The 21,879-nt window shown below is 29.7% G+C and carries 24 protein-coding genes; 15 read left to right on the forward strand and 9 right to left on the reverse strand.

The annotated features are described in order from the left end of the window. Nucleotides 1-46: 46 nt before the first annotated feature. The 5 genes from WG945_RS08210 to WG945_RS08230 form a co-directional block, all read right to left on the reverse strand. Nucleotides 47-892 carry a TPM domain-containing protein gene (locus WG945_RS08210; protein WP_068446899.1) on the reverse strand — a complete coding sequence of 282 codons (846 nt, stop codon included), beginning with the start codon at nt 890-892 and terminating at the stop codon, nt 47-49. Further along, nucleotides 889-1,326 carry a TPM domain-containing protein gene (locus WG945_RS08215; protein WP_068446901.1) on the reverse strand — a complete coding sequence of 146 codons (438 nt, stop codon included), beginning with the start codon at nt 1,324-1,326 and terminating at the stop codon, nt 889-891. Before WG945_RS08215 ends, WG945_RS08210 begins: the two co-directional genes overlap by 4 nt. Before the next feature lies 1 nt (nt 1,327). Beyond that, on the reverse strand, nt 1,328-1,939 hold the full coding sequence (locus WG945_RS08220) for a LemA family protein (protein WP_068446903.1): 612 nt from the start codon (nt 1,937-1,939) through the stop codon (nt 1,328-1,330). A gap of 119 nt (nt 1,940-2,058) precedes the next feature. Then, the gene (locus WG945_RS08225) at nt 2,059-2,388 is read right to left on the reverse strand and encodes a MerR family transcriptional regulator (protein WP_068447189.1); all 330 of its coding nucleotides are present in this window, start codon (nt 2,386-2,388) and stop codon (nt 2,059-2,061) included. Between the two features lie 93 nt (nt 2,389-2,481). Then, on the reverse strand, nt 2,482-3,450 hold the full coding sequence (locus WG945_RS08230) for a M23 family metallopeptidase (RefSeq protein WP_068446907.1): 969 nt from the start codon (nt 3,448-3,450) through the stop codon (nt 2,482-2,484). A gap of 148 nt (nt 3,451-3,598) precedes the next feature. On the opposite strand from WG945_RS08230, the gene alaS reads away from it, so the two are divergent. From alaS to WG945_RS08270, 8 genes are all read left to right on the forward strand, one after another. Further along, complete coding sequence (gene alaS / locus WG945_RS08235) at nt 3,599-6,217, forward strand: alanine--tRNA ligase (RefSeq protein WP_068447192.1); 2,619 nt, start codon at nt 3,599-3,601, stop codon at nt 6,215-6,217. Nucleotides 6,218-6,311: 94 nt separating this feature from the next. Then, nucleotides 6,312-7,262: a GSCFA domain-containing protein gene (locus tag WG945_RS08240; RefSeq protein ID WP_068446909.1), complete on the forward strand. Its 951-nt coding sequence runs from the start codon at nt 6,312-6,314 to the stop codon at nt 7,260-7,262. 74 nt (nt 7,263-7,336) lie between these two features. Beyond that, the gene (locus WG945_RS08245; protein ID WP_068446910.1) at nt 7,337-8,389 is read left to right on the forward strand and encodes a hypothetical protein; all 1,053 of its coding nucleotides are present in this window, start codon (nt 7,337-7,339) and stop codon (nt 8,387-8,389) included. Between the two features lie 336 nt (nt 8,390-8,725). After that, the gene (locus WG945_RS08250) at nt 8,726-8,914 is read left to right on the forward strand and encodes a hypothetical protein (RefSeq protein ID WP_068446911.1); all 189 of its coding nucleotides are present in this window, start codon (nt 8,726-8,728) and stop codon (nt 8,912-8,914) included. Nucleotides 8,915-9,240: 326 nt separating this feature from the next. Then, the gene (locus WG945_RS08255) at nt 9,241-9,477 is read left to right on the forward strand and encodes a hypothetical protein (RefSeq protein ID WP_068446913.1); all 237 of its coding nucleotides are present in this window, start codon (nt 9,241-9,243) and stop codon (nt 9,475-9,477) included. A 5-nt stretch (nt 9,478-9,482) separates the two neighbouring features. Then, nucleotides 9,483-11,462, forward strand: coding sequence for a tetratricopeptide repeat-containing sensor histidine kinase (locus WG945_RS08260; RefSeq protein WP_068446915.1), 1,980 nt, complete (start codon nt 9,483-9,485; stop codon nt 11,460-11,462). A 40-nt stretch (nt 11,463-11,502) separates the two neighbouring features. Further along, nucleotides 11,503-12,156: a response regulator gene (locus tag WG945_RS08265; RefSeq protein WP_068446917.1), complete on the forward strand. Its 654-nt coding sequence runs from the start codon at nt 11,503-11,505 to the stop codon at nt 12,154-12,156. A gap of 52 nt (nt 12,157-12,208) precedes the next feature. Beyond that, on the forward strand, nt 12,209-12,595 hold the full coding sequence (locus WG945_RS08270; RefSeq protein ID WP_068446919.1) for a hypothetical protein: 387 nt from the start codon (nt 12,209-12,211) through the stop codon (nt 12,593-12,595). Nucleotides 12,596-12,701: 106 nt separating this feature from the next. On the opposite strand, the gene WG945_RS08275 is transcribed toward WG945_RS08270, so the two are convergent. Then, a complete protein-coding gene (locus tag WG945_RS08275; protein WP_068447195.1) occupies nt 12,702-12,980 on the reverse strand; it encodes a rhodanese-like domain-containing protein in 279 nt (92 codons plus the stop codon). Between the two features lie 52 nt (nt 12,981-13,032). Further along, nucleotides 13,033-14,778 (reverse strand): aromatic amino acid hydroxylase, encoded by a 1,746-nt coding sequence (locus tag WG945_RS08280; RefSeq protein WP_068446920.1) that lies wholly within the window; start codon nt 14,776-14,778, stop codon nt 13,033-13,035. A 169-nt stretch (nt 14,779-14,947) separates the two neighbouring features. Between WG945_RS08280 and WG945_RS08285 the strand changes: the two genes are divergently transcribed. After that, the gene (locus tag WG945_RS08285; protein WP_068446921.1) at nt 14,948-15,220 is read left to right on the forward strand and encodes a hypothetical protein; all 273 of its coding nucleotides are present in this window, start codon (nt 14,948-14,950) and stop codon (nt 15,218-15,220) included. A gap of 67 nt (nt 15,221-15,287) precedes the next feature. Here the strand turns inward: WG945_RS08285 and WG945_RS08290 are convergent, their stop codons facing one another. Continuing rightward, nucleotides 15,288-15,674, reverse strand: coding sequence for an ankyrin repeat domain-containing protein (locus tag WG945_RS08290; RefSeq protein WP_068446922.1), 387 nt, complete (start codon nt 15,672-15,674; stop codon nt 15,288-15,290). A gap of 273 nt (nt 15,675-15,947) precedes the next feature. On the opposite strand from WG945_RS08290, the gene gpmI reads away from it, so the two are divergent. The 6 genes from gpmI to WG945_RS08320 are packed head-to-tail and all read left to right on the forward strand — an operon-like array spanning nt 15,948 to nt 20,524. Continuing rightward, on the forward strand, nt 15,948-17,465 hold the full coding sequence (gene gpmI, locus WG945_RS08295) for a 2,3-bisphosphoglycerate-independent phosphoglycerate mutase (protein ID WP_068446925.1): 1,518 nt from the start codon (nt 15,948-15,950) through the stop codon (nt 17,463-17,465). Between the two features lie 16 nt (nt 17,466-17,481). Then, nucleotides 17,482-18,024 carry a thioredoxin family protein gene (locus WG945_RS08300; protein ID WP_068446926.1) on the forward strand — a complete coding sequence of 181 codons (543 nt, stop codon included), beginning with the start codon at nt 17,482-17,484 and terminating at the stop codon, nt 18,022-18,024. Then, a complete protein-coding gene (locus WG945_RS08305; RefSeq protein ID WP_068446928.1) occupies nt 18,024-18,425 on the forward strand; it encodes a BT0820 family HAD-type phosphatase in 402 nt (133 codons plus the stop codon). The genes WG945_RS08300 and WG945_RS08305 overlap by 1 nt, the downstream gene beginning before the upstream one ends. Before the next feature lie 58 nt (nt 18,426-18,483). Further along, nucleotides 18,484-19,287 carry a type I methionyl aminopeptidase gene (gene map, locus WG945_RS08310; protein WP_068446930.1) on the forward strand — a complete coding sequence of 268 codons (804 nt, stop codon included), beginning with the start codon at nt 18,484-18,486 and terminating at the stop codon, nt 19,285-19,287. Between the two features lie 60 nt (nt 19,288-19,347). Next, on the forward strand, nt 19,348-19,725 hold the full coding sequence (locus WG945_RS08315; RefSeq protein ID WP_262501899.1) for a GxxExxY protein: 378 nt from the start codon (nt 19,348-19,350) through the stop codon (nt 19,723-19,725). Between the two features lie 28 nt (nt 19,726-19,753). After that, nucleotides 19,754-20,524, forward strand: coding sequence for a class I SAM-dependent methyltransferase (locus WG945_RS08320; protein ID WP_068446933.1), 771 nt, complete (start codon nt 19,754-19,756; stop codon nt 20,522-20,524). Here the strand turns inward: WG945_RS08320 and WG945_RS08325 are convergent. Further along, nucleotides 20,521-21,840 carry a hypothetical protein gene (locus tag WG945_RS08325; RefSeq protein WP_068446935.1) on the reverse strand — a complete coding sequence of 440 codons (1,320 nt, stop codon included), beginning with the start codon at nt 21,838-21,840 and terminating at the stop codon, nt 20,521-20,523. The two genes, WG945_RS08320 and WG945_RS08325, sit on opposite strands and share 4 nt — an antisense overlap. Nucleotides 21,841-21,879: the final 39 nt, after the last annotated feature.

Genomic DNA, 21,879 nt, shown 5'->3' on the forward strand with positions numbered 1-21,879 from the left:
TTTTTATAATTCGATTTTCTTCCAACAAGAAAGATTAAAATGGAGTTTACCAGCCACCAGAAGCACCACCACCTCCAAAGCTACCTCCTCCGAAACCTCCACCAAAGCCGCCTCCGCCGCCAAAGCTTCCGCCTCCAGATGAGCTCCCAAATCCTCCGCCAAAACTTCCACTTCCTCTACCTGCGTTACTTAAAATAATGGTTTCTAAAATAGCACCAGCAACAGATCCACTTCTAAAACCTCTACCACCACTTCCGTTATTTTTATTTCCTCTAGAAATTAAAATGAAAATAATAATTACTATAATGATAAAAATGATAACTCCAGGATCAAACCCTTCTGCTTCTTTTTGTCTTGTACCTTGAAACTCTCCGTTTAAAGTTTTAAAAATATAATCAGATCCTTTGTCTAAACCGCTATAATAATCTCCTCTTTTAAACTCTGGTATAATAACTCTCTCAATAATTCTTTTAGCCTGAAAATCGGTTAAAAGGTGCTCTGTACCTTTACTTGCCTGAATTGCTATTTTTCTATCATTTAATGCCAATAACACTAAAACACCATTGTCTTTTTCGGCATCACCTATTCCCCATTTTTCTCCCCAATTAGCCGCTAAATAATTTATATTCTCACCTTCGGTTGATGCAATGATTGCCACTACAATTTGGGTAGAAGTTGTATCTGAATAGCGAACTAATTTACTTTCTAAACTATTTTTTTGACTTGGAGTTAATAAACTCGTATAATCATAAACACTAGTCTGAAATTTTGGAATTTCTGGTATTTTAAAACCTTGAGAAAAAAGACCTAATGTGCATAAAAATGCAAGTAAAGTAAGTGTCTTTTTACCGAGAACTAAAAACTGAAAACTGAAAACTTTTTTTAAATTCATCCTTTAGAAATCTCATTAGAAAGTTCATCTTCATCATCAATTTGCCAAGGAAAATGTGCTTGTAGCTCTTTTCCTGCTTTTAAGATTCCGTCTACAATTCCTTGTTTAAAGTCACCTTGCTTAAAATGATTTTGCATTATGTTTTTAGTGGTATCCCAAAAGTCTTTTGGAACTACTTTATTAATACCCTTATCACCATAAATAACAAATTTCTTGTCTTTTACAGCAACATAGATCAACACTGCATTATCATCTTTGGTGTTGTTCATTTTTAGCAGATGAAAAACTTCTAACGCTCGTTCATTATGATTCTTCTCTGTGGTAGCCTCAATATGCACTCGTATTTCGCCAGAAGTTTCTTTCTCTGCAATTCTAATAGCAGAAATAATTTCTTGTTCTTCTTCTGGAGACAGAAACGCTTCTACTTTAGACATATTACTGTTTTTTATTATTAAAATTAAAGTCTACATCTGGTGCATTTTCAGATCCAGCGTTTGCTTTATAACGGTCCATTTCATCAAAATTGAACATTCCTGCCAAAACAGAGTTCGGAAACACTTTAATGTGTTTGTTATAATTGTTTACACCTTCATTAAAACGATCTCTTGCAACATTAATTCTATTTTCAGTTCCTTCTAATTGACTTTGCAGTTCTAAAAAGTTTGCATTTGCTTTTAAATCAGGATAACGCTCTACAGACACTAATAATTTAGAAAGTGCTCCACTCATTCCCGCTTGTGCTTGTTGAAATTGCGCCATTTTTTCTGGTGTTAAATCTCCTGCATTTATATTTACAGAAGTTGCTTTAGCTCTTGCATTAATTACATCTGTTAAGGTTTCTTTTTCAAAATCTGCAGCTCCTTGTACCGTTTTTACCAAATTACCAATTAAATCATTTCTACGTTGGTAAGAGCTCTCTACATTAGACCAAGTTGTTTTTGCATCTTCTTGTAAAACAACAGCTTCGTTATTAAAGTTTTTACCCCAATTATAAAGTCCGAAAACAATAACTAAGATTACTATTACTGGAATTAACCATTTTTTCATAATTTCTAAATTTTAATTTTTGATTGATTTTTTGTACAACAAAACTACCTAATATTCTTGAGACTGTGAACAATATTAAGGACTATCCTACTAAGTTAGACATGCAAACAAACGAAATGTTACAATTGATTTTTAATTTTGATCAATTCTGCTTTCACACCTTCTAATCTAGTAATAATTTCGTGGTTATGCACTATTCCTTCTGGGTCTTTCTTAAGTTTTTGTTTAGCCCCCTCTAATGTAAATCCTCGTTCTTTTACAAGATTAAATATTAACTTAAAGTTTTTTATATCGTCTTGTGTAAACAAGCGATTTCCTTTCGCATTTTTTTTGGGTTTAATGATATCAAATTCTTTTTCCCAAAAACGAACTAGTGAAGTATTTACGTCAAACGCTTTGGCAACTTCACCTATTTTATAATATCTTTTTTCTGGTAAGTCTACATGCATTTTTTTTTGTGTAATTTTTAACTGTGTATACGTGTAATTGTTAAGTTGTGCATTCATTTTAAACATTTAAACGATTCTAAAATTACACAATTTTTAATCGTAAGACTGCCCTTCTTCTTCTGCAGCTTCTTGCATTGCTGCAAATTCTTCTGGCGTTAAATCTCCATAGTAAAAATTAATAGGATTTAAAGCAACGTCATTTTTATGAACTTCATAATGTAAATGCGAAGACACAGAACGACCAGTATTACCTACATAGCCAATTAAATCTCCACGTTTTACTTTATCTCCTCTTCTAGCTTTGATTTTACTCATGTGGGCATAAATAGTCTTATAACCATACCCATGATCTATATAAACGACATTACCAAAAGTAGCACTTCTTTCTGCTCTAATTACCTCTCCATTACCTGATGCAAAAATAGGAGTACCTATTGGTGCTGTAAAATCCATTCCTTTATGGAATTTTCTAATTTTTAATATTGGATGATATCTCCATTTATAACCAGATGCCATTCTTGTTAAATCTGCTAATTTAACTGGTAAAATTGCTGGTATGGAAGCCAACATTTTTTCCTTTTCTTTTGCTAAAGAAACAATTTCATCTAAAGATTTAGACTGTACTACCAATTGTTTAGAAAGTACATCTATGTCTTTGGTTACTTTTGTAATCATTGTAGAGTTATCAAACCCATCTAAATATTTATATCTATTTACCCCTCCAAAACCAGCTTTTCTTTGCTCATCTGATATAGGGTTTGCTTCAAAATAGGTTCTATAAATATTATTATCTCTTTCTTGTAATTGTGCTAAAACAGAAGAGCTTTCTTGCAATCTTTTAGAAAGCAACTCGTAATGCAATTTTAAATTTTCTAGTTCTCTTTTTTGAGCGCGCTCTCTTGGCGACATTATAAACTGGCTGAATACTATAAAACCAATAAATGCAGATAAAAACAAAGCTAAAATACCAAAAACTGTTTTCTTATAGTAATCGCCCTTTTTTACAGCAATTTTCCTATAAGAAAGTGTGTCTGCATCGTAATAATATTTTACTTTTGCCATAATACTAAATAGACTATTTTTGTACTTTTATATTGAGTTTTATTTTTAATAACTCACAAATTTACAAAATGTTTTACAATTGCTTTTTTTTTGCAATTATTTTAAAAATAAATTAACATAATCCAACTTGTTGGAAACTTCTTTTTTTATGAAATCTCAAGATATTCGCGCTACTTTTTTAAACTTTTTCCAAGAAAAAGCACACTTAATTGTTCCTTCTGCACCAATGGTAACTAAGGACGATCCAACTTTAATGTTTGTAAATGCTGGAATGGCTCCATTTAAAGAATATTTTCTAGGAAATGGAACTCCAAAAAGTAATAGAATTACAGATTCTCAAAAATGTTTGCGTGTTTCTGGTAAACACAACGATTTAGAAGAGGTTGGTTATGACACCTATCATCATACTTTATTCGAAATGCTAGGTAACTGGTCTTTTGGAGATTATTTTAGAGAAGAAGCAATTGCTTGGGCTTGGGAGTTATTAACCGAAGTGTACAAAATAGATAAAGACATCTTATATGTTACCGTTTTTGAAGGTTCTGATGATGATGACAATCTAAAAATGGATACAGATGCTTACGATATCTGGAAAAAATTGATTCCTGAAGACAGAATTTTAAAAGGAAATAAGAAAGATAACTTTTGGGAAATGGGAGAACAAGGACCTTGCGGACCGTGTTCTGAAATTCATGTAGATATTAGATCTGCAGAAGAAAAAGCAAAAGTACCTGGTAGCTCTTTAATTAATGAAGATCACCCACATGTGGTAGAAATTTGGAATTTAGTTTTTATGCAATTCAACAGAAAAGCAAACGGAACTTTAGAAGAATTACCAAACAAACATATTGATACCGGAATGGGATTTGAACGTTTGTGTATGGTTTTACAAAACGTACAATCTAATTACGACACGGATGTTTTTAAACCTATTATTCGTGAAATAAGCACAATTACAAATACAAAATATGGCACTAACGAGCAACAAGACATTGCAACTCGTGTAATTTCTGATCATGTTAGAGCCGTTGCTTTTTCTATTGCAGATGGGCAATTACCTAGTAATACAGGTGCTGGTTACGTAATTAGAAGAATTTTAAGACGTGCTGTGCGTTATGGATTTACCTTCTTAGACAAAAAAGAGCCGTTTATCTATAGATTGGTAGCTGTTTTAAGTGAAAAAATGGGAGAAGCTTTCCCTGAATTAAAATCACAAAAACAACTTATAGAAAATGTTATTAAGGAAGAAGAAACTTCTTTTTTAAGAACTTTAGACCAAGGTTTAGTTTTATTAGATGGCATTATAGCATCTTCTAATACTAAAGAAATTTCTGGTGAAAAAGTTTTTGAATTATATGATACTTTTGGCTTCCCTGTAGATTTAACTGCTTTAATTCTTTCTGAAAAAGGATATACTTTAGACGAAAAAGGATTTAAAGAACATTTACAAAAACAAAAAAATAGATCTAGAGCAGCAAGTGAAACTTCTACAGAAGATTGGACTGTTTTATTAGATGATGCTATTGAAGAATTTATTGGGTATGATTCTTTACAAGCAAACGTAAAACTAACAAGATACAGAAAAGTTACGTCTAAAAAAGACGGAGAAATGTTTCAACTTGTTTTTAATTTAACTCCTTTTTATCCTGAAGGAGGAGGACAAGTTGGTGATAAAGGGTATTTAAAAGATACACATGGAGATGTTGTATATATTTTAGATACCAAAAAAGAAAATAATGTAATAATTCATCTTACAAAAAACTTACCAAAGCACTTAAACGAAAGCTTTAAAGCGGTTGTAGATGAAAAACAACGTCATAGAACAGAATGTAACCATACTGCAACACACTTGTTACACCAAGCTTTAAGAGAAATTTTAGGTGTTCATGTGGAACAAAAAGGTTCTGCTGTACATTCTAAATATTTACGTTTCGATTTTTCTCATTTTTCAAAATTAACTGTTGAACAATTACGTGATGTAGAAAATTTTGTAAACTCAAGAATTTCTGGTAAACTTCCGTTAATAGAAAAAAGAAACATACCAATGCAAGAAGCAATTGACGATGGTGCAATGGCTTTATTTGGTGAAAAATATGGAGATACTGTTAGAGCAATAAAATTTGGTGAATCTATAGAATTGTGTGGTGGAACGCATGTAAAGAACACCAGTGATATTTGGCATTTTAAAATTAAATCTGAAGGTGCTGTAGCTTCAGGAATTAGAAGAATAGAAGCGATTACAAATGATGCTGTTAAAGACTTTTATTTTGAAAATAATAGAGATTTATTCGAAATAAAAGACTTACTAAACAACACCAAAGAACCTGTAAAAGCTGTACAAAAACTACAAGAAGAAAATGCAGCTTTACAAAAACAAATTGAGCAATTATTAAAAGATAAAGCTCAGAATTTATCTGGTGAGTTAAAAAATCAAATACAAGAAATTAATGGCGTTCAGTTTTTAGCTACTAAAGTAGATTTAGACCAAACCGGAATTAAAAATCTAGCTTTTTCTTTAGGTAAAGAACATAAAAACGCCTTCTTATTTTTTGCTTCTTCTGCATCAAAAGACAAAGCAATGTTAACGTGTTATATTTCTAAAGAATTAGCAAACGAACGTGGTTACGATGCAGGAAAAGTAGTTAGAGAATTAGGTAAACTAATACACGGTGGTGGTGGTGGACAAAATTTCTTTGCAACTGCTGGAGGAAAAAACCCAGGAGGAATACCTAAAGCTTTAGAGAAAGCAAAAGAGTATTTAGTGTAAGTTTTAAACCACATTATTTCAACTAAAAACACTGACTAAAAAAGGTTCAAAAAAAAATATTTTTCTTTGAACCTTTTTATTTTATATTTATCAAATGCAATTCCAGACTAAAATTCCGCTAAAAAAGCAAACAAGAAACTTTATAGATTATAATTCTAAAATACTATTATTAGGTTCTTGCTTTTCGGAAAACATTGGAAATAAATTATCTTATTATAAGTTTCAAACATATCAAAATCCATTCGGAATTCTTTTTCACCCCAAAGCAATTGAAAATAGCATTACAAATGCTATTAATGAAAAAGTATATACCGAAGAAGATTTAATTTTTCAAAACGAACGTTGGCATTGTTTTAATGCACATTCTAGTTTAAGTGCTCCTGATAAAAATGAACTTTTAAACAATCTAAATTCTGCAATTTTATCAACAAATAAAAACTTAAAAGAAGCCTCTCATCTTATCATTACTTTAGGAACTTCTTGGGTGTATCGATTTATAGAAACAGATACTATAGTTGCCAATTGCCATAAGGTTCCACAAAAAAAATTCTTAAAAGAATTACTAACTGTAGATGAAATTTCTGAAAGCTTAGAAGCCATTATTGTACTTTTAAAATCCATCAATAAAAACATACACATCCTTTTTACAGTTTCTCCTGTAAGACATCTAAAAGATGGATTTATAGAAAACACACAAAGTAAAGCACATTTAATTACCGCAATTCATACGGTTATAAGCAGCAGAGAAAACACATATTATTTCCCGAGTTATGAAATTATGATGGATGAATTAAGAGATTATCGTTTTTATGCAGAAGACATGATTCACCCTAATAAAACTGCAATTAATTATATTTGGGAACGTTTTAATGAAACTTGGTTTTCTGAAGGTTCAAAATTAACAATGCAAGAGATAGAAACGATACAAAAAGGCATTTTACACAGACCTTTTAATAAAAACTCAGCACAACATCAGCAATTTTTACAAAATTTAGCACTAAAAAAGAAAACGATTCAATCTAAATTCCCTTTTATAAGTTTCTAACAATACGGCATTTGCCGTATTGTTAGCATTTAATATTTTAAAGAAATTCGCAATCTAACTTTAAAATATTTAAAATGAAAACAAAAATTATAATTGGTGCTTTTTTATGCTTTATATTTCTAACTAAAACTAAAGCACAAGATTTAGGGGATTTTAATCCAACAAATGGAAAATACGGACTAAAGAAATTAAAGAAAAATTCAAAGAGAATTTATATTGCAAATTTTAATGTGAATCTACAAGTTTATAAAGACGCACAAGAAACCAAAGCCGGAGACAAAAACTACAGAAAAGGAATCGTTAAAGGAAGAGCAAAAGCAGTTGCAGCAGTTGGCTTAAATGGACTAGATGAAAAAATGGTTCAGAAAAAAGTAAATCAACTTTATAATGAATATTTAGAAGAACTTCAAAAAAATGGATTTGAAATAATTACTGTTGATGAAGCTGGAAAAACCGAAGCCTACGAAGGTTGGCAAAAAGCAACAGGACCTTCTTTAATGGAATCTAAAATACCTGGAGTAATACAGGTAATTCCTGATAACTATAGTTTTTATTACAAAGACCAAAGTAAAGTATCTAAAAAATTTGGTATCAACGCTAATATTTCTTCAGCAATCTCAAAAGATTTAAATGATGCTCTGGTAAGTGACGTACAACTTTATTTTTTATTTACAGAAGACGGTGCTAAAGATTGGATTAGTGGAAATGCTGCTAAAGTAAAAATTAAAGTAAACTACAGACTTATTAATTATACAACAATTACAAATATAAAAGAACACAAAAGCTTGCTCTCTATCGGGCAAAAAACTTCCGACCAAGTAAATACAAGTTCTATTTACACGCAAGGAAGAAATAAGATAGGAGGAAGTGCTATGAGTACTTACACAGGAAGTCTAAAAAAAGATGTAGAAATTAATGGTGTTATAGAAAAACAAAAAATTGTTGCCTATCAAAAACAAGATGAAGACAGAATTACTTCGTTCAAAAATTTTGCGCTTTCTGAAGATAGAATAAGTAAAAATGTTAACTTAATAGAAGTAGATAGTAATAAATTTACTGAAGGTTTTTATAATGCTGGAAAAAAATTTATTTTTTATCATTTAGGTGAATTATTAGAAAACTATTAAAGGATGAAAAAAATATACTACTGACTAATTCTCTTTTTAGGAAACTTTCATTTTCACTAAACCATTAACAAGTAAGGGTTTAGAGAACTAGTAGATAAGCTTGAGTTTAATAAATTCATTAAAAGCAATAAATACAACAAATGACGTATTGTAATCTACTCTAATACTTTCTAGTTTAACACAAGTAACAAACTTAAAAAACATGAAAAAATTTAAAAAACTTGGCTTACTATTATTTTTGTCATTGATCATTTCGTGTGGAGGAAGTAATGATGACATCCCAACCAGTGGAGAAGCTTTTTAACAGCAAAAGTTGATGGAGTAGATTTTGCTTCAATGGAAGTATCAGTTGCCGCTACCGTAACTTCCAATCTATTAATAGTCCAAGGCTCTAATGCTAAAGGAGATTATCTTAATCTAACCATTACTCATTATAATGAAATTGGAACTTACAAGACAGGAAATAGTATATCTAATATAAATAAAACCATGTATAGTTTTTTTGGACTTCTACTTTTAACATAGGAGATGGAACAATTGAAGTAAAAGAAGAAACAGCAACGCATATTAAAGGAACTTTTTCTTTTGTGGCGGAAAATGACAACTCCGGAAGTAAAACAATAACTGAAGGAAAATTTAGCGCACCATTACAATAACAAAAATGCTATGAAAAAGATAAAAATACGGCTATTGCCGTACTTTTATCTTTAAAAGAAATATCAAAATTTTAATGCTATAAAAATTAACTTCTTGTTCTTTACCAATAAATGCAAATAATTAAAACATAAAAAATATAGATGTTCACAGCCTTTCATTTAAATCCTTTACTTATAGGTATAATTTTTATACTAATGAATATTTTAATTATATCTGTAATTTTTACATTTCAAAAAACAAAAGAGGTAGAAGAAGAAAAAATTTCACTAATTAACCTTGAATTAGCATCGGAAAAAAAAATTGCTAACCAATTAAAAGGTATCCCTAAAAAAGTAGAAAGGTTAAACTACAGTACACAAAATAAGTTATTAAGAATTAAAGTTTCAGTTTTTAATCTTAACTTTACTTTTGATGAGCTCTTTAAAACATAAATAGAATGAGACATTTTAAAAAGTTATACTTTTTAACATTTGTTTTTGCAATTTGTCTTCTTAATACAAAAAATAGCTATAGTCAATCAAAAATAATTGACAGCTTAAAAACAATAGCAAAGAAGCAAAAAAAGAAAATTAAAGTTCAGACATATATTGAAATAGCAGAACACTTTACAGGCATAAACTTGGATTCTGCTAAATCTTATTCAGTAAAAGCACATAATCTATCTACTAAAATTGGAGATAAAGTCTTAACCATTATTACAACTCATCAATTAGGAAATTTTGCTAGAGAAAATTCTGAATACTCAAAAGCCTTAAAACATTTTGAAGAATCCTTAAAAATGAGCATCAAATTAAATGACTCAACACTAATTGCAAACTCATACTCAGGTATCGGTATCGTAAACAGTAGATTAGGCGATTTTAGAGGTGCTATTAAAAATTTTTATGAATCTATTCCCATTTATGAAAGACTAAAAGATACCACAAATATTGCAAGAGGTTACTTAAATCTTGCTGTAGACTTAAGAAAGGTAAAAGAGTTTGACAACTGTATTCTTTTTAATCTAAAAGCTCTAAAAATATTTGAAAAACAAAACGATTTACTAAATGTAGCTGCTATAAATAACAATTTAGCAGGTGTTTATAATGACAATAAAAATTATGAAAAAGCAATTAAAAAAGCAGAAGAAGCAAAAAAATATTTTTTTGAAAACAATTATATTAGATACACAGCTTACCCCATTACAAACATTGCCATTTCTTATGATAGCTTAAACAAACCACAAAAAGCTGAAACTAATTATCTAAAAGCAATAGAATTACATACAAAAAACAGAGAACCTTACGAATTAGCTTTTCTTCATAATGCATACAGTAATCTTAATTACAAGCAAAAAAAATACATTAAAGCAATTAATATTGGTAAAAAAGCACTAGAACATGCAAAAGAAATAAATGCTTTAGAATTTATTTCTTCTTCTAGTAAAACTTTAGCGAAAAGTTATGCTAAAATTAAAGACTTCCAAGAATCTAATAAATTCTTAATGCTGCATTTAAATTCTAAAGACAGTCTTTTCCAAAAAGAAAAAACAAAAGATATTGCTGAACTTCAATTACAATATGAAACATCCAAAAAAGAAATAGAAATTATACAACAAAAAGAACAATTACTAAAGCAAGAATTAATCATAAAAAACAGAGAATTATACACAATTATTTTAGGAGCTGCATTGTTAATTTTAGCCATTTTGTCTTTAGGATATTATCATCGATATCAATTTAAAAAGAAACAACTTCAAAAAGAAATAGATTTAAAAGACGCACTGTCAACTATAAAAATGCAAAACAGATTGCAAGAACAACGTCTAAGAATTTCTAGAGATTTACATGATAATATTGGCTCTCAACTTACTTTTATTATTTCATCTGTAGATAATTTAAAATACACTACTAAAGACGCAAACACTAAACTAAAAGAAAAATTAGTTGGTATTAGTACTTTTACATCAGAAACTATTCATCAATTAAGAGATACCATTTGGGCAATGAATAAAAATGAAATTACTAGCGATGATGTACACACTAGAATCTTATCTTTTGTTGAAAAAGCAAAAACCTCTACTGAAAACATTGAGTTTATTGTACATTATAATATTTATAAAAACACAATCTTTTCTTCACTTGAAGGCATGAATATTTTTAGAGTAATTCAAGAAGCAATTAATAATGCTTTAAAGTATGCTGAAGCATCAAAAATTGAAATTAAACTTTATAAAAAAAGGGGGAAGCTTATAGTTTCTATAATAGACAACGGAATAGGTTTCGATATAAAAAATGTAAATTTAGGAAACGGATTATCTAACATGGAAAAAAGAATGAGTGAAATTGAAGGGAAGGTTAACATAAATTCAGAAATAAAAAAAGGAACAGAAATTTTGGTTGAAGTTACTTTAAAGAATACGTCATACGACGTATGAAAATATACTTTAGAACTTATTAACTTAGTAGAAAATTGAAATGAACTTAAAAATTTGCATTGCAGAAGACAATTACTTTTTAGTAAAAGCTATCAAAGAAAAACTATCTTTTTTTGAAGATATTATTATAAAATTCCATGCTAATAACGGCGCAGAATTAATTGGTAAATTAGAAGAAAACCACAATATAGATGTTATTTTAATGGACATCCAAATGCCAGAAATGAATGGTATTAAAGCTACGGAAATAATAAAAAACAAATATCCTCATATTAAAATAATTATGCTAACCGTTTTAGATGATGATGATTGTATTTTTAATGCCATTAAAGCAGGTGCAAACGGATATTTATTAAAAGAAATTGACCCAGAAAAACTTTATAAAAGCATTATTGAAGTTACTGAAGGTGGCGCACCCATGACACCAAGTATTGCTTTAAAAACTTTAAAGTTGTTAAGAAACCCAAACGTTTTAAATTCTAAAACCCAACAAACTAAAGAAATAAAATTATCTAAAAGAGAAACAGAAATTTTAATACAATTAAGTAAAGGCTTAAACTACAATAATATTTCGGACAATCTAATTATATCTCCTTCTACAGTAAGGAAACATATAGAAAACATCTATAAAAAACTACACGTACATAGTAAACTAGAAGCTGTATTAAAAGCACAAAAACAAAATCTTATCTAAAATAAAGTAAATATTTTTGTATCTTTCTTGAGATAATTTTATCTCCTTAAATATGATTAAAAAAGTATTAATTGGTATCGGCTCAGGGCTTTTAATAGGCGTGTTTGTAACATCAATATTTATTGCCGATGAAATTAATATCATTGATTTAATTCTAACAAAAATCACTGCAACATCAATAATAACAGGTTTTTTTACGGGTATTTACGCACATCTATCTAAATCTAAACTAAAAGTTTTTCTTGTTGCAATATTTATAGGAATCATTATATTCTATCTAAAATACCTTTTTACAGGCCATAATTTTGATCCACTAACCATGGGAGCATTTGTTGGTGCAATCTTAGGCGGAATCTTTGCTTTTATAAGAAAAGCAACCCATTCAATAAACAGGTACAATAGGTTACAAAGGCACAAACAAAAAGGGTTTAAGAAATAAAAATTCAATTTTAAACAAAAAAATAGAATCCTAACTCGTAAGTTAAAATTCTATTTATTTAAAATATATCTAGAAAAAATTATCGAATTAATACGATAATTTATTTCTAAGAAACGTGCTCGTCTACGTTTTGCCAAGGACCTCCGTTAATAACATCGATACCATGATTGGTTAAAAACTGAGTTGCTTGTCCGCTTCTTGCTCCACTTCTACAAACTGCAATTACAGGTTTATTCCAAGCTTTAATTTTTTCAACTTCTAAAGGAATTACCGTTAAAACGATATGCTCTGCTCCTTCTGTATGCCCTTCATCCCACTCTTCTTTTGTTCTAACATCTAGAATTACAGCTCCTTTTTCTAAGTACTCTTTAATTTCTGCACTCATATCTTTTCTTTTAAACATGTCAAATAGACCCATGTTATTTTTTATTTTATTATTAAACTTGACACAAAATTAATCCATTTTCAATTAGCCTTGTGTAGCTTTTGTTACATTTTAAGGCTTCTAATCTTTCTAAAATGGTCTCTTTAATAGAATAATTATGCTGCAAAGCTAATTCATATAGTTCTAAAGACAATAACCAATCTCCTTGAAATTTACTTTTTAACTGATTAAAGATTTCTGTTATGTTTTTATTTGTTGAAGAATTTGACTCTCGTAATTCCTTAACCTTAGTATACAAACCATATAATTCTAGCTCTTTTTTTGTATAAGAAATCTTATGCGTTTTAGTTTTAGATACTTTTCCTAAACCTAAAAAAGAATCTACATCTGCAGGACCTGCATAGGAAGAAACTACTTCTTTACCAACTGCCATATCATAAATTCCCCATTCTGGTTGAAACAAAACTTCCTCTTTATAAGTAACCGTGCAATCATCAAAAGAAATAATTAAAATTTTACCTCTTAAATCCCTAGTCCCGGTAATCGCTTTTCCTTTTACAATAACGCCACTCTCAAATTCTAAAGTCATAAATTCACCTTCGTAAATTCCGTATGCTTTTAAATCTCTCGGACTCATATCTTCAATAGGCAAATTAATTCCTTTTAATTTACCTACAGGACTTCCAAAACCACCTGCGTGACTTGTAATTCCGTGTCCAATTAACTCTTTATCTCTATTTGCTAAAGCGGTTGCTCCTGTTGTTTGAAAATAAGCAACTTTATTATTTTTATACTGAATAACATTTGTAAAAACACCAGAAATCTGAATACCCGTTGTTAGTTCTATTGTCCCTAAGTTTTCTGAATCTATTAATTTTTGAATACTTTTTAATCCACCTGTTCTTATTGCCATTGTATTGGCAAACTCATCTAAAACCAAACTTAAATAAGCAAAATCTGGTGTTACAAATAATTGTGGTTGTGGTTTTGTAATATCAAAATTAACGCTTGCGGCATCAATAGAATAGGCTACTTTTTTTACCTCGTCTTTCATACACCAAGCACTTTCTCCAATAGATGAAAGCAAACCTGCACCGTATATTTTTGGATTATTTAAAGCGCCAATTAACCCATATTCTACCGTCCACCAATGTAAATTTCTAATTTGGGCCATTTCAGACAATTCGCCCATGTTATTTTGAAGAAATTCTACATTCTCTTGAGCAGCTTCTACTTCTTTTTCTGTTGAATTGGGATTTTCTTTTAAAATTGATAAAAGCCTGATTGCTTCATACATTTCATAATCTTTAGCAGAAGAAATTGCTTTGCTACCTATTTCTCCAAATCTTCTTAAATATTCTGCATATTCAGGATTAGAAATAATAGGTGCATGACCTGCTGCTTCATGAATAATATCTGGTGCTGGCGTATATTCTATATGGTTAATAGTTCGCATATCTGAAGCAATGACCAAAACATTATAGGCCTGAAATTCCATAAAAGCATTTGGCGGAATAAAGCCATCTACAGAAACTGCAGCCCAACCAATTTCTTTTAAAATTCTATTCATCCCTTCCATATAAGGAATGTTATCTACAGAAATACCCGTTTTTTCTAATCCAGTTATATAAGATTTATGCGCTACTTTACTCAAGTAATCTACATTCATTCTCATTACATAGCGCCAAACAGCTTGGTTTTGTGCCGTATATTCTTCATACGGCTGTTGTACCACAAACTTGTGTAAATGTTTGGGTAATTTTTTAGTGACTTCGTTTAATTCGAAATGGAGGCTCATTAAAAAAATATTGAATTATTCTTACAATAATACGCTTTAAAATAATGATTATTTATTCTAAGACTCAAAAAAAACTTTTTACACACACTAATCGTAAAGTAAGAATCTTTTTTAAGTGTAACATTTTACACTTATTTACTACTTATAATTAAATACTAAATTATTAATTATGGCAGGAGGAGGATTTATAGCACATATGATTGCAAGTCTAAATACTAATAAACGATCTCATATTTCTACTTTTGATAAAATCAAAAGCCATAAAAAAAGCGAAAAGAGTGAACTTCATTTTGATAAAAAAGCAAGCCCATCTCAATTAAAAAAAATCAAAGAAGAAATTATCAAAGAAAATGAAATTGCTTTTAAAAGAAAAGTAGCTATCCTAATGCTATTAATTATTGTTATTTTAATCGCTTTAAATCATATAGGATATTCTTTATAACAAAAAAAAACAGACTACCTTAAAAGATAGTCTGTTTGCTTTAGATTAATTAATTCAAATAATAATACTAAAGTGATTCTTTTATAACTTTAACGGCATCAAAAGCTTTAGATCTTTTTGCCATGTCTAAGGCAGTCATATTTTCTTTGGTAGATTTTACTCTTAATTTAGCGCCATTATCAATTAAAAGCTTTACAATTTCAGCTTTATTATACCTTGCAGCATACATTAAGGGTGTTAAACTACTAGATTTTTTGTTTATATTTTCTCCTCTTTCCATTAAAGCTTTTACAGCTTCATAATTTCCCATTCTTATCAACTTAAAAAAAGCACTAACATTATAATGCGTTTTAACCGTTACTGTTTTCTTAGGATTCAAAGTTTCTGGAGTCGTTGCATTTATAGATCCAAAGGTAAAAAGACAAAGTAATAATGGTAATATTAATTTTTTCATGACGGTAGGTTTTAAGTTAATTTTATAAATGTTTGTTCTATCTAATAGACTTAGATTTATTTAAATTGTTTCAATAAAAGCTTTCTATTAACAAGGTTTTAACAAAACACCTTTATTTTGATAAGAAAAAAACTGATCCACAATTAAATAAATCCACCTTCTGATCAACAGTCTTTTTACAAAGTTCATCTACGTTATCGGTTTCGTAAAAAATTGATAAAATCAATAGAAACGATAAAATATTTCTTAATTTTACTGTTCAATTTTAAGACAATGAACAAGAAAGTTATCCTAATGATTTTAGATGGTTGGGGAATTACACAAGACCCTAAAGTATCTGCTATTTACAATGCAAAAACACCTTTTATTAATGGTTTATATGGCAAATACCCAAATGCTCAGTTAAGGACAGATGGAGAACATGTTGGTTTGCCAGAAGGACAAATGGGAAATTCTGAAGTTGGACACATGAATTTAGGTGCTGGTAGAATTGTTTATCAAAACTTAGCTCGTATTAACAAAGCGGTAAGAGAAAAAACCTTAGGTAAAGAAAAAGTATTATTAGATACTTTTAAATATGCCAAAGACAATAAAAAGGATGTTCATTTATTAGGATTACTTTCTAATGGAGGAATACATGCACACATAGATCACCTAAAAGGATTGTTAGATGTTGCTAAAGAAAATGAAATAGGCAATGTGTATTTACACGCATTTACAGACGGTAGAGATTGTGACCCAAAATCTGGAACTTATTTTATTAACGACATTCAAGAATACATGAAAGAAAGTACAGGAGAATTAGCTTCTGTAACCGGACGTTATTATGCAATGGATAGAGATAATAGATGGGAACGTGTAAAGGAAGCGTATGATGGTCTTGTAAATGGTGTAGGTACTAAAACTACAGATGCTATTGCAGTGATGAATAAAAATTATGAAGACGGAATTACAGATGAGTTTCATAAATCTATCATAGTAACTAATGAAGATGGTTCTCCTAAAACACAAATTAAAGAAGGTGATGTTGTTTTATTCTTTAATTACAGAACAGATAGAGGAAGAGAATTAACAAACGCGTTATCTCAAAATGATTTTCCAGAATTTGGAATGAAAAAATTAGACCTTTATTATACAACCATTACCTTGTATGATGAAAGCTTTAAAGGGATAAACGTTATTTATAATACCGACAACATAAAAAACACTTTAGGTGAAGTTTTATCTAAAGCAGGTAAAAAACAAATTAGAATTGCAGAGACAGAAAAATATCCTCACGTAACATTTTTCTTTTCTGGAGGGCAAGAAGAACCGTTTGAAGGAGAATCTAGAATTTTAAGAAACTCACCAAAAGTAGCTACTTACGATTTAAAACCAGAAATGTCTGCGTACGAATTAAAAGACGCTTTGTGTGAAGATTTGAAAAAAGGAGAAGCAGATTTTGTTTGTTTAAACTTTGCAAACGGAGATATGGTTGGGCATACAGGAATGATGGATGCTGCTATTAAAGCATGTGAAGCTGTAGATATTTGTGCTAAAGAAGTTATAGAAACTGGTTTAGATAACGGATATTCTATTTTACTAATTGCAGATCACGGTAACTGTGAAACCATGATGAATCCTGATGGATCTCCTCATACCGCACATACTACAAACCCAGTTCCTTTTATCTTAATTGACAAAGAAATAAAATCGATAAATAGTGGTGTTTTAGGTGATATTGCTCCTACAATTTTAGATTTAATGGGCGTAGAACAACCTAAAGAAATGACACAACATTCTTTATTATAATTAAATAAAACAAAATATGAAAAAAGTCTTTTTATTGGCTTGTATAATGGCTTTTGCAGCTTGCAACGTCCAACAAAAAGTAACTGAAACAGAAAAAATATCTGCATATAAAAACAAAAATAGGGATTTAATTGGAGTGGCTAACAAGGAGTCATTTCAACAAATCCCTTATAGTACCTGGTTCAATAAAAAGTATGACACCTATACACCAGACTCATTAACAATTACTTCTCTTAAAAAAGAATTAAAGGGAATTGAAATTAAAGGTTTTATGGGTACTTGGTGTGGAGATAGCAAAAGAGAAACTCCACATTTTTACAAAATTTTAGAACAAACAGATTTTAATCTAAATAATTTAGAGCTTATTACTGTTAACATCAGTAAAAAAACTCCAGATAATTTACAAGAAGGTTTCAATATAAAAAGAGTACCAACTTTTATCTTTTATAGAGATGGAAAAGAAATTGGTAGATATGTAGAGTATGCGCGAGAATCTTTAGAGAAAGACATACTAAAAATTGTTTCTGGAAAGGAATATAAACATTCTTACGACAATTAATGATACCAACAAACCCACTAATTATTGCTGTAGATTTTGATGGTACCATTGTAGAAGATGCGTATCCTAAAATTGGTGAAGAAATAATTTTTGCTTTTGATACCTTAAAAAGATTACAATCTCAAGGTCATCGATTAATTCTTTGGACCTACAGACACGGAAAAAGATTAGATGAAGCAGTTGCTTTCTGCAAAGAAAATAATGTTGAATTTTATGCCGTAAACAAGAATTTCCCAGAAGAGGAATACGATGAAAAACACAGTCGTAAAATACATGCAGATTTATTTATAGACGACAGAAATGTTGGAGGCTTTTTAGGTTGGACAGAAATACACAAAGCCATTTTTAACTACGAGCCACCTAAAAAAAAGAAAAAAGGCTTTTTCTCTTTTTTCAAATAGACAAACCGTTATTTATTCTACCTAAATTATAGTAACTTTGCCATTCAATTTTTTTAACATGATTAAGATAAAAACAAGAGAAGAAATAGAATTGATGAGAGAGAGCGCCCTAATCGTTTCTAAAACATTAGGTATGCTTGCAAAAGAAGTAAAACCTGGTGTTTCTACTTTGTATTTAGATAAACTTGCCGAAGATTTTATTAGATCTGAAGGCGCTGTACCTGGTTTCTTAGGTTTATATGATTTTCCAAACTCACTTTGCATGAGTCCTAATAACCAAGTTGTACATGGTATTCCAAATAAAAACCCACTAGTAGAAGGCGATATTATTTCTATAGACTGTGGGGCATATAAAAATGGTTTTCACGGAGATCATGCCTATACATTTGCAGTTGGCGAAATTGCAGAAGAAACAAAAAAACTATTAGATGTAACAAGAGCTAGTTTATATGTTGGTATTCGTGAATTTAAAGCAGGTAATAGAGTTGGTGATGTAGGCTATGCAATTCAGAAATTTACAGAAGACCATGGTTACGGAGTTGTAAGAGAATTGGTAGGTCATGGTTTGGGTAGAGAAATGCACGAAGACCCAGAAATGCCAAACTACGGTAAAAGAGGAAGAGGAAAGAAATTTGTAGAAGGAATGGTGGTTGCCATAGAACCAATGACAAATTTAGGAACTCACAAAATTAGACAACACGCAGATGGTTGGACAATTACTACTTTAGATAACAAGCCTTCTGCTCATTTTGAACACGATATAGCTATTGTAAACGGTAAACCAGAATTACTTTCTACGTTTAAATATGTACATGACGCATTGGGTATTGTTACCGATGAAGAGGATGAATTTAGACAGTAAAAAAGACACTAATTTCACTAATTGTCACTAAAAAATAAACTTTAATTTCACCAATAATAATTGAAATCAGAACTACTACATAAACAAGAATCATATAATATTATTGGTTCTTGTATGGAAGTTCATAAAGAATTGGGGAAAGGTTTTAGTGAAATTATTTATGGTGATGCTTTAGAAATTGAATTTAAAAGACGAGGAATTTTATATCAAAGGGAAGTGAAATTTCAAATATTATATAAAGGAGAAAAACTGTCTCATTATTATTTTGCTGATTTTGTTATTGATAATAAAATAATACTTGAAATTAAAGCTATTGAATGTTTAACAAACAGCCATATAAAACAAACCCTAAATTATTTAGCTGCATCAAAAATAAAACTTGGCTTATTAGTTAATTTTGGTGAAGATAGTTTAACCTATAAAAGAGTAATTTTATAATTCTCATTTTGTGTAATCCGTGTAATTCGTGTCTATTTTTAAATCCATTCTTAACACCATCCCAAGACCTTGGTTAATAAAAGCTAGTTACCTAGTAAGGCCAATCATTGCTTTTTCTTTAAAAGGCGATAAATTTACAGATCCAATAGATGGTAAAAGTTTTCGTAAATTTTTACCATACGGATATGGTAAACAGCGAGAAAATGCACTTTCTCCTTCTACCCTATCTTTAGAGAGACATCGTTTAATGTGGTTATTTCTTAAAGATGAAACTTCTTTTTTTACATCAACAAAAAAACTAAAGACTTTACATATTGCTCCGGAACAATGTTTTTTAGATATTTTTAGAAAACAGAAAAACTTAGCATACACAACATCAGATTTAGAATCTCCTATTGCAGATGTTAAAGCAGATATTTGCGACTTGCCTTTTGATGACAACTCTTTTGATGTTATTTTCTGTAACCACGTATTAGAACACATTACAGACGACACAAAAGCAATGCAAGAGCTGTTTAGAGTAATGAAAAAAGGCGGATTTGGTATTTTTCAAATTCCGCAAGAATTATCAAGAGAAAAAACTTTTGAAGATAATACTATCACAGACCAAAAAGAACGTGCTAAGATCTTTGGGCAATATGATCACGTACGAGTTTACGGTAGAGATTATTTTGATAAATTACGTTCTATCGGTTTTAAGGTTGATGAAATTGATTACACACAAAAAATCGCTCCAGAAAAACTAGAACGATTTTGTTTAATGAAGGACGAAATTCTTCCTGTATGTTATAAAGATTAGTTCTTTTTATATTTTATTAAAAACTCACTTAATTTTTCTAATTCCTGATCACCAAGTACAATTACATTATTTCTTGTAATTTGGTATTTACCCATCGCTAATTTAACCACTTTAGAGACACCTAAATATTTTTTATAGGCATCTTTAGCAACACTTACTTCTGCTCCTTCTTGATTTATCCAAATAACCTTCCCTTTATTAATTGCCTGAAAGTTATCCTTATAATAAGCTCCTATATACTCAAATCCAGCATCTGCACTTATTATTTTTTTAGTCGTAGCACTTAAAAAAGAATGTACTTTGTAACTATTCTCAAAATACAATGAATATATTCCTCCTCCTAAATGACCTCCAAATTGATACCATTCTTTATTTATTTTAACCTCACCATCTTTGTTATATCTATCAATTACATCTTCCTTTTTTAAGGATTTTAATAACTCTAATTTATTGGTAATTTTAATTCGTTTTTTAACATTTAAGTCGTAAACCATTGGCTCAAAAGAATTATCTGGATACATAACCAATCGTCCGTTTCCTCTTGGTAACATTAGCTGACCATAATGTGTAGCTAAAGAATTAAACTTGTTAACACTTGGTAAAACAAATCCCTTTTTGTTATTTGTATTAAAACAATAAATTTTATTGGGTTGCTCTTTTTTATTTTTCAATAAAATAAAACCTTCAGAAGATATTGCATCTTTATAATCGGTCGCTTCTACTATAATTCTACCTCTATCGTCTATAACTCCAAAATTACCATCCTTTTTATAAAGTGCTAATTTATTGGTATTAAAACCATAAATACTATCTACTCTTATTGATAAGGATTCAGACTTTTTACTCCATAGACTTTTTAGTGAATCTATTTTTTTATATTCTTTTTCTTTTCTGATGCGATCTTCTTCCTCTTTCTTTAACTTCGTTTCTAACTCTTCTATAGTTTCCTGAATTAAAATAAGATTCTCTAAGTTTTTGATATATTCTTCGGTAGTATTATCTTGTTCTAAAACAAAGTATTTTCTGCTATAAGTTTCTGATTTTTTTAGAAATTCTATTTTCTCTTTATCATCAGTTTGGAGTTGATAGTTTTCATAATAAATTAAGGAAGCTAAAGTTACTATGTTTTTGTCTGAAATTGAATCGACAAACTTTAATCCTTTTTCAAATTGATCTAATGCTTCTTTGTAATTAGCATTGGTTTCTGCCGCTTCTTTTGCTCTCTTTAAATACACATTAGCAATATCTGCATTAGACTGAGCATTTGTGAGTGTAAAAGAGATGAAGCAAAAAAATGTTAGAAGCAATTTTATCATAGGAATACCAATTATTCTGAGTTATATATCTACAATGCA

The organism is Polaribacter atrinae (genome assembly GCF_038023995.1).
GTDB lineage: Bacteria > Bacteroidota > Bacteroidia > Flavobacteriales > Flavobacteriaceae > Polaribacter > Polaribacter atrinae.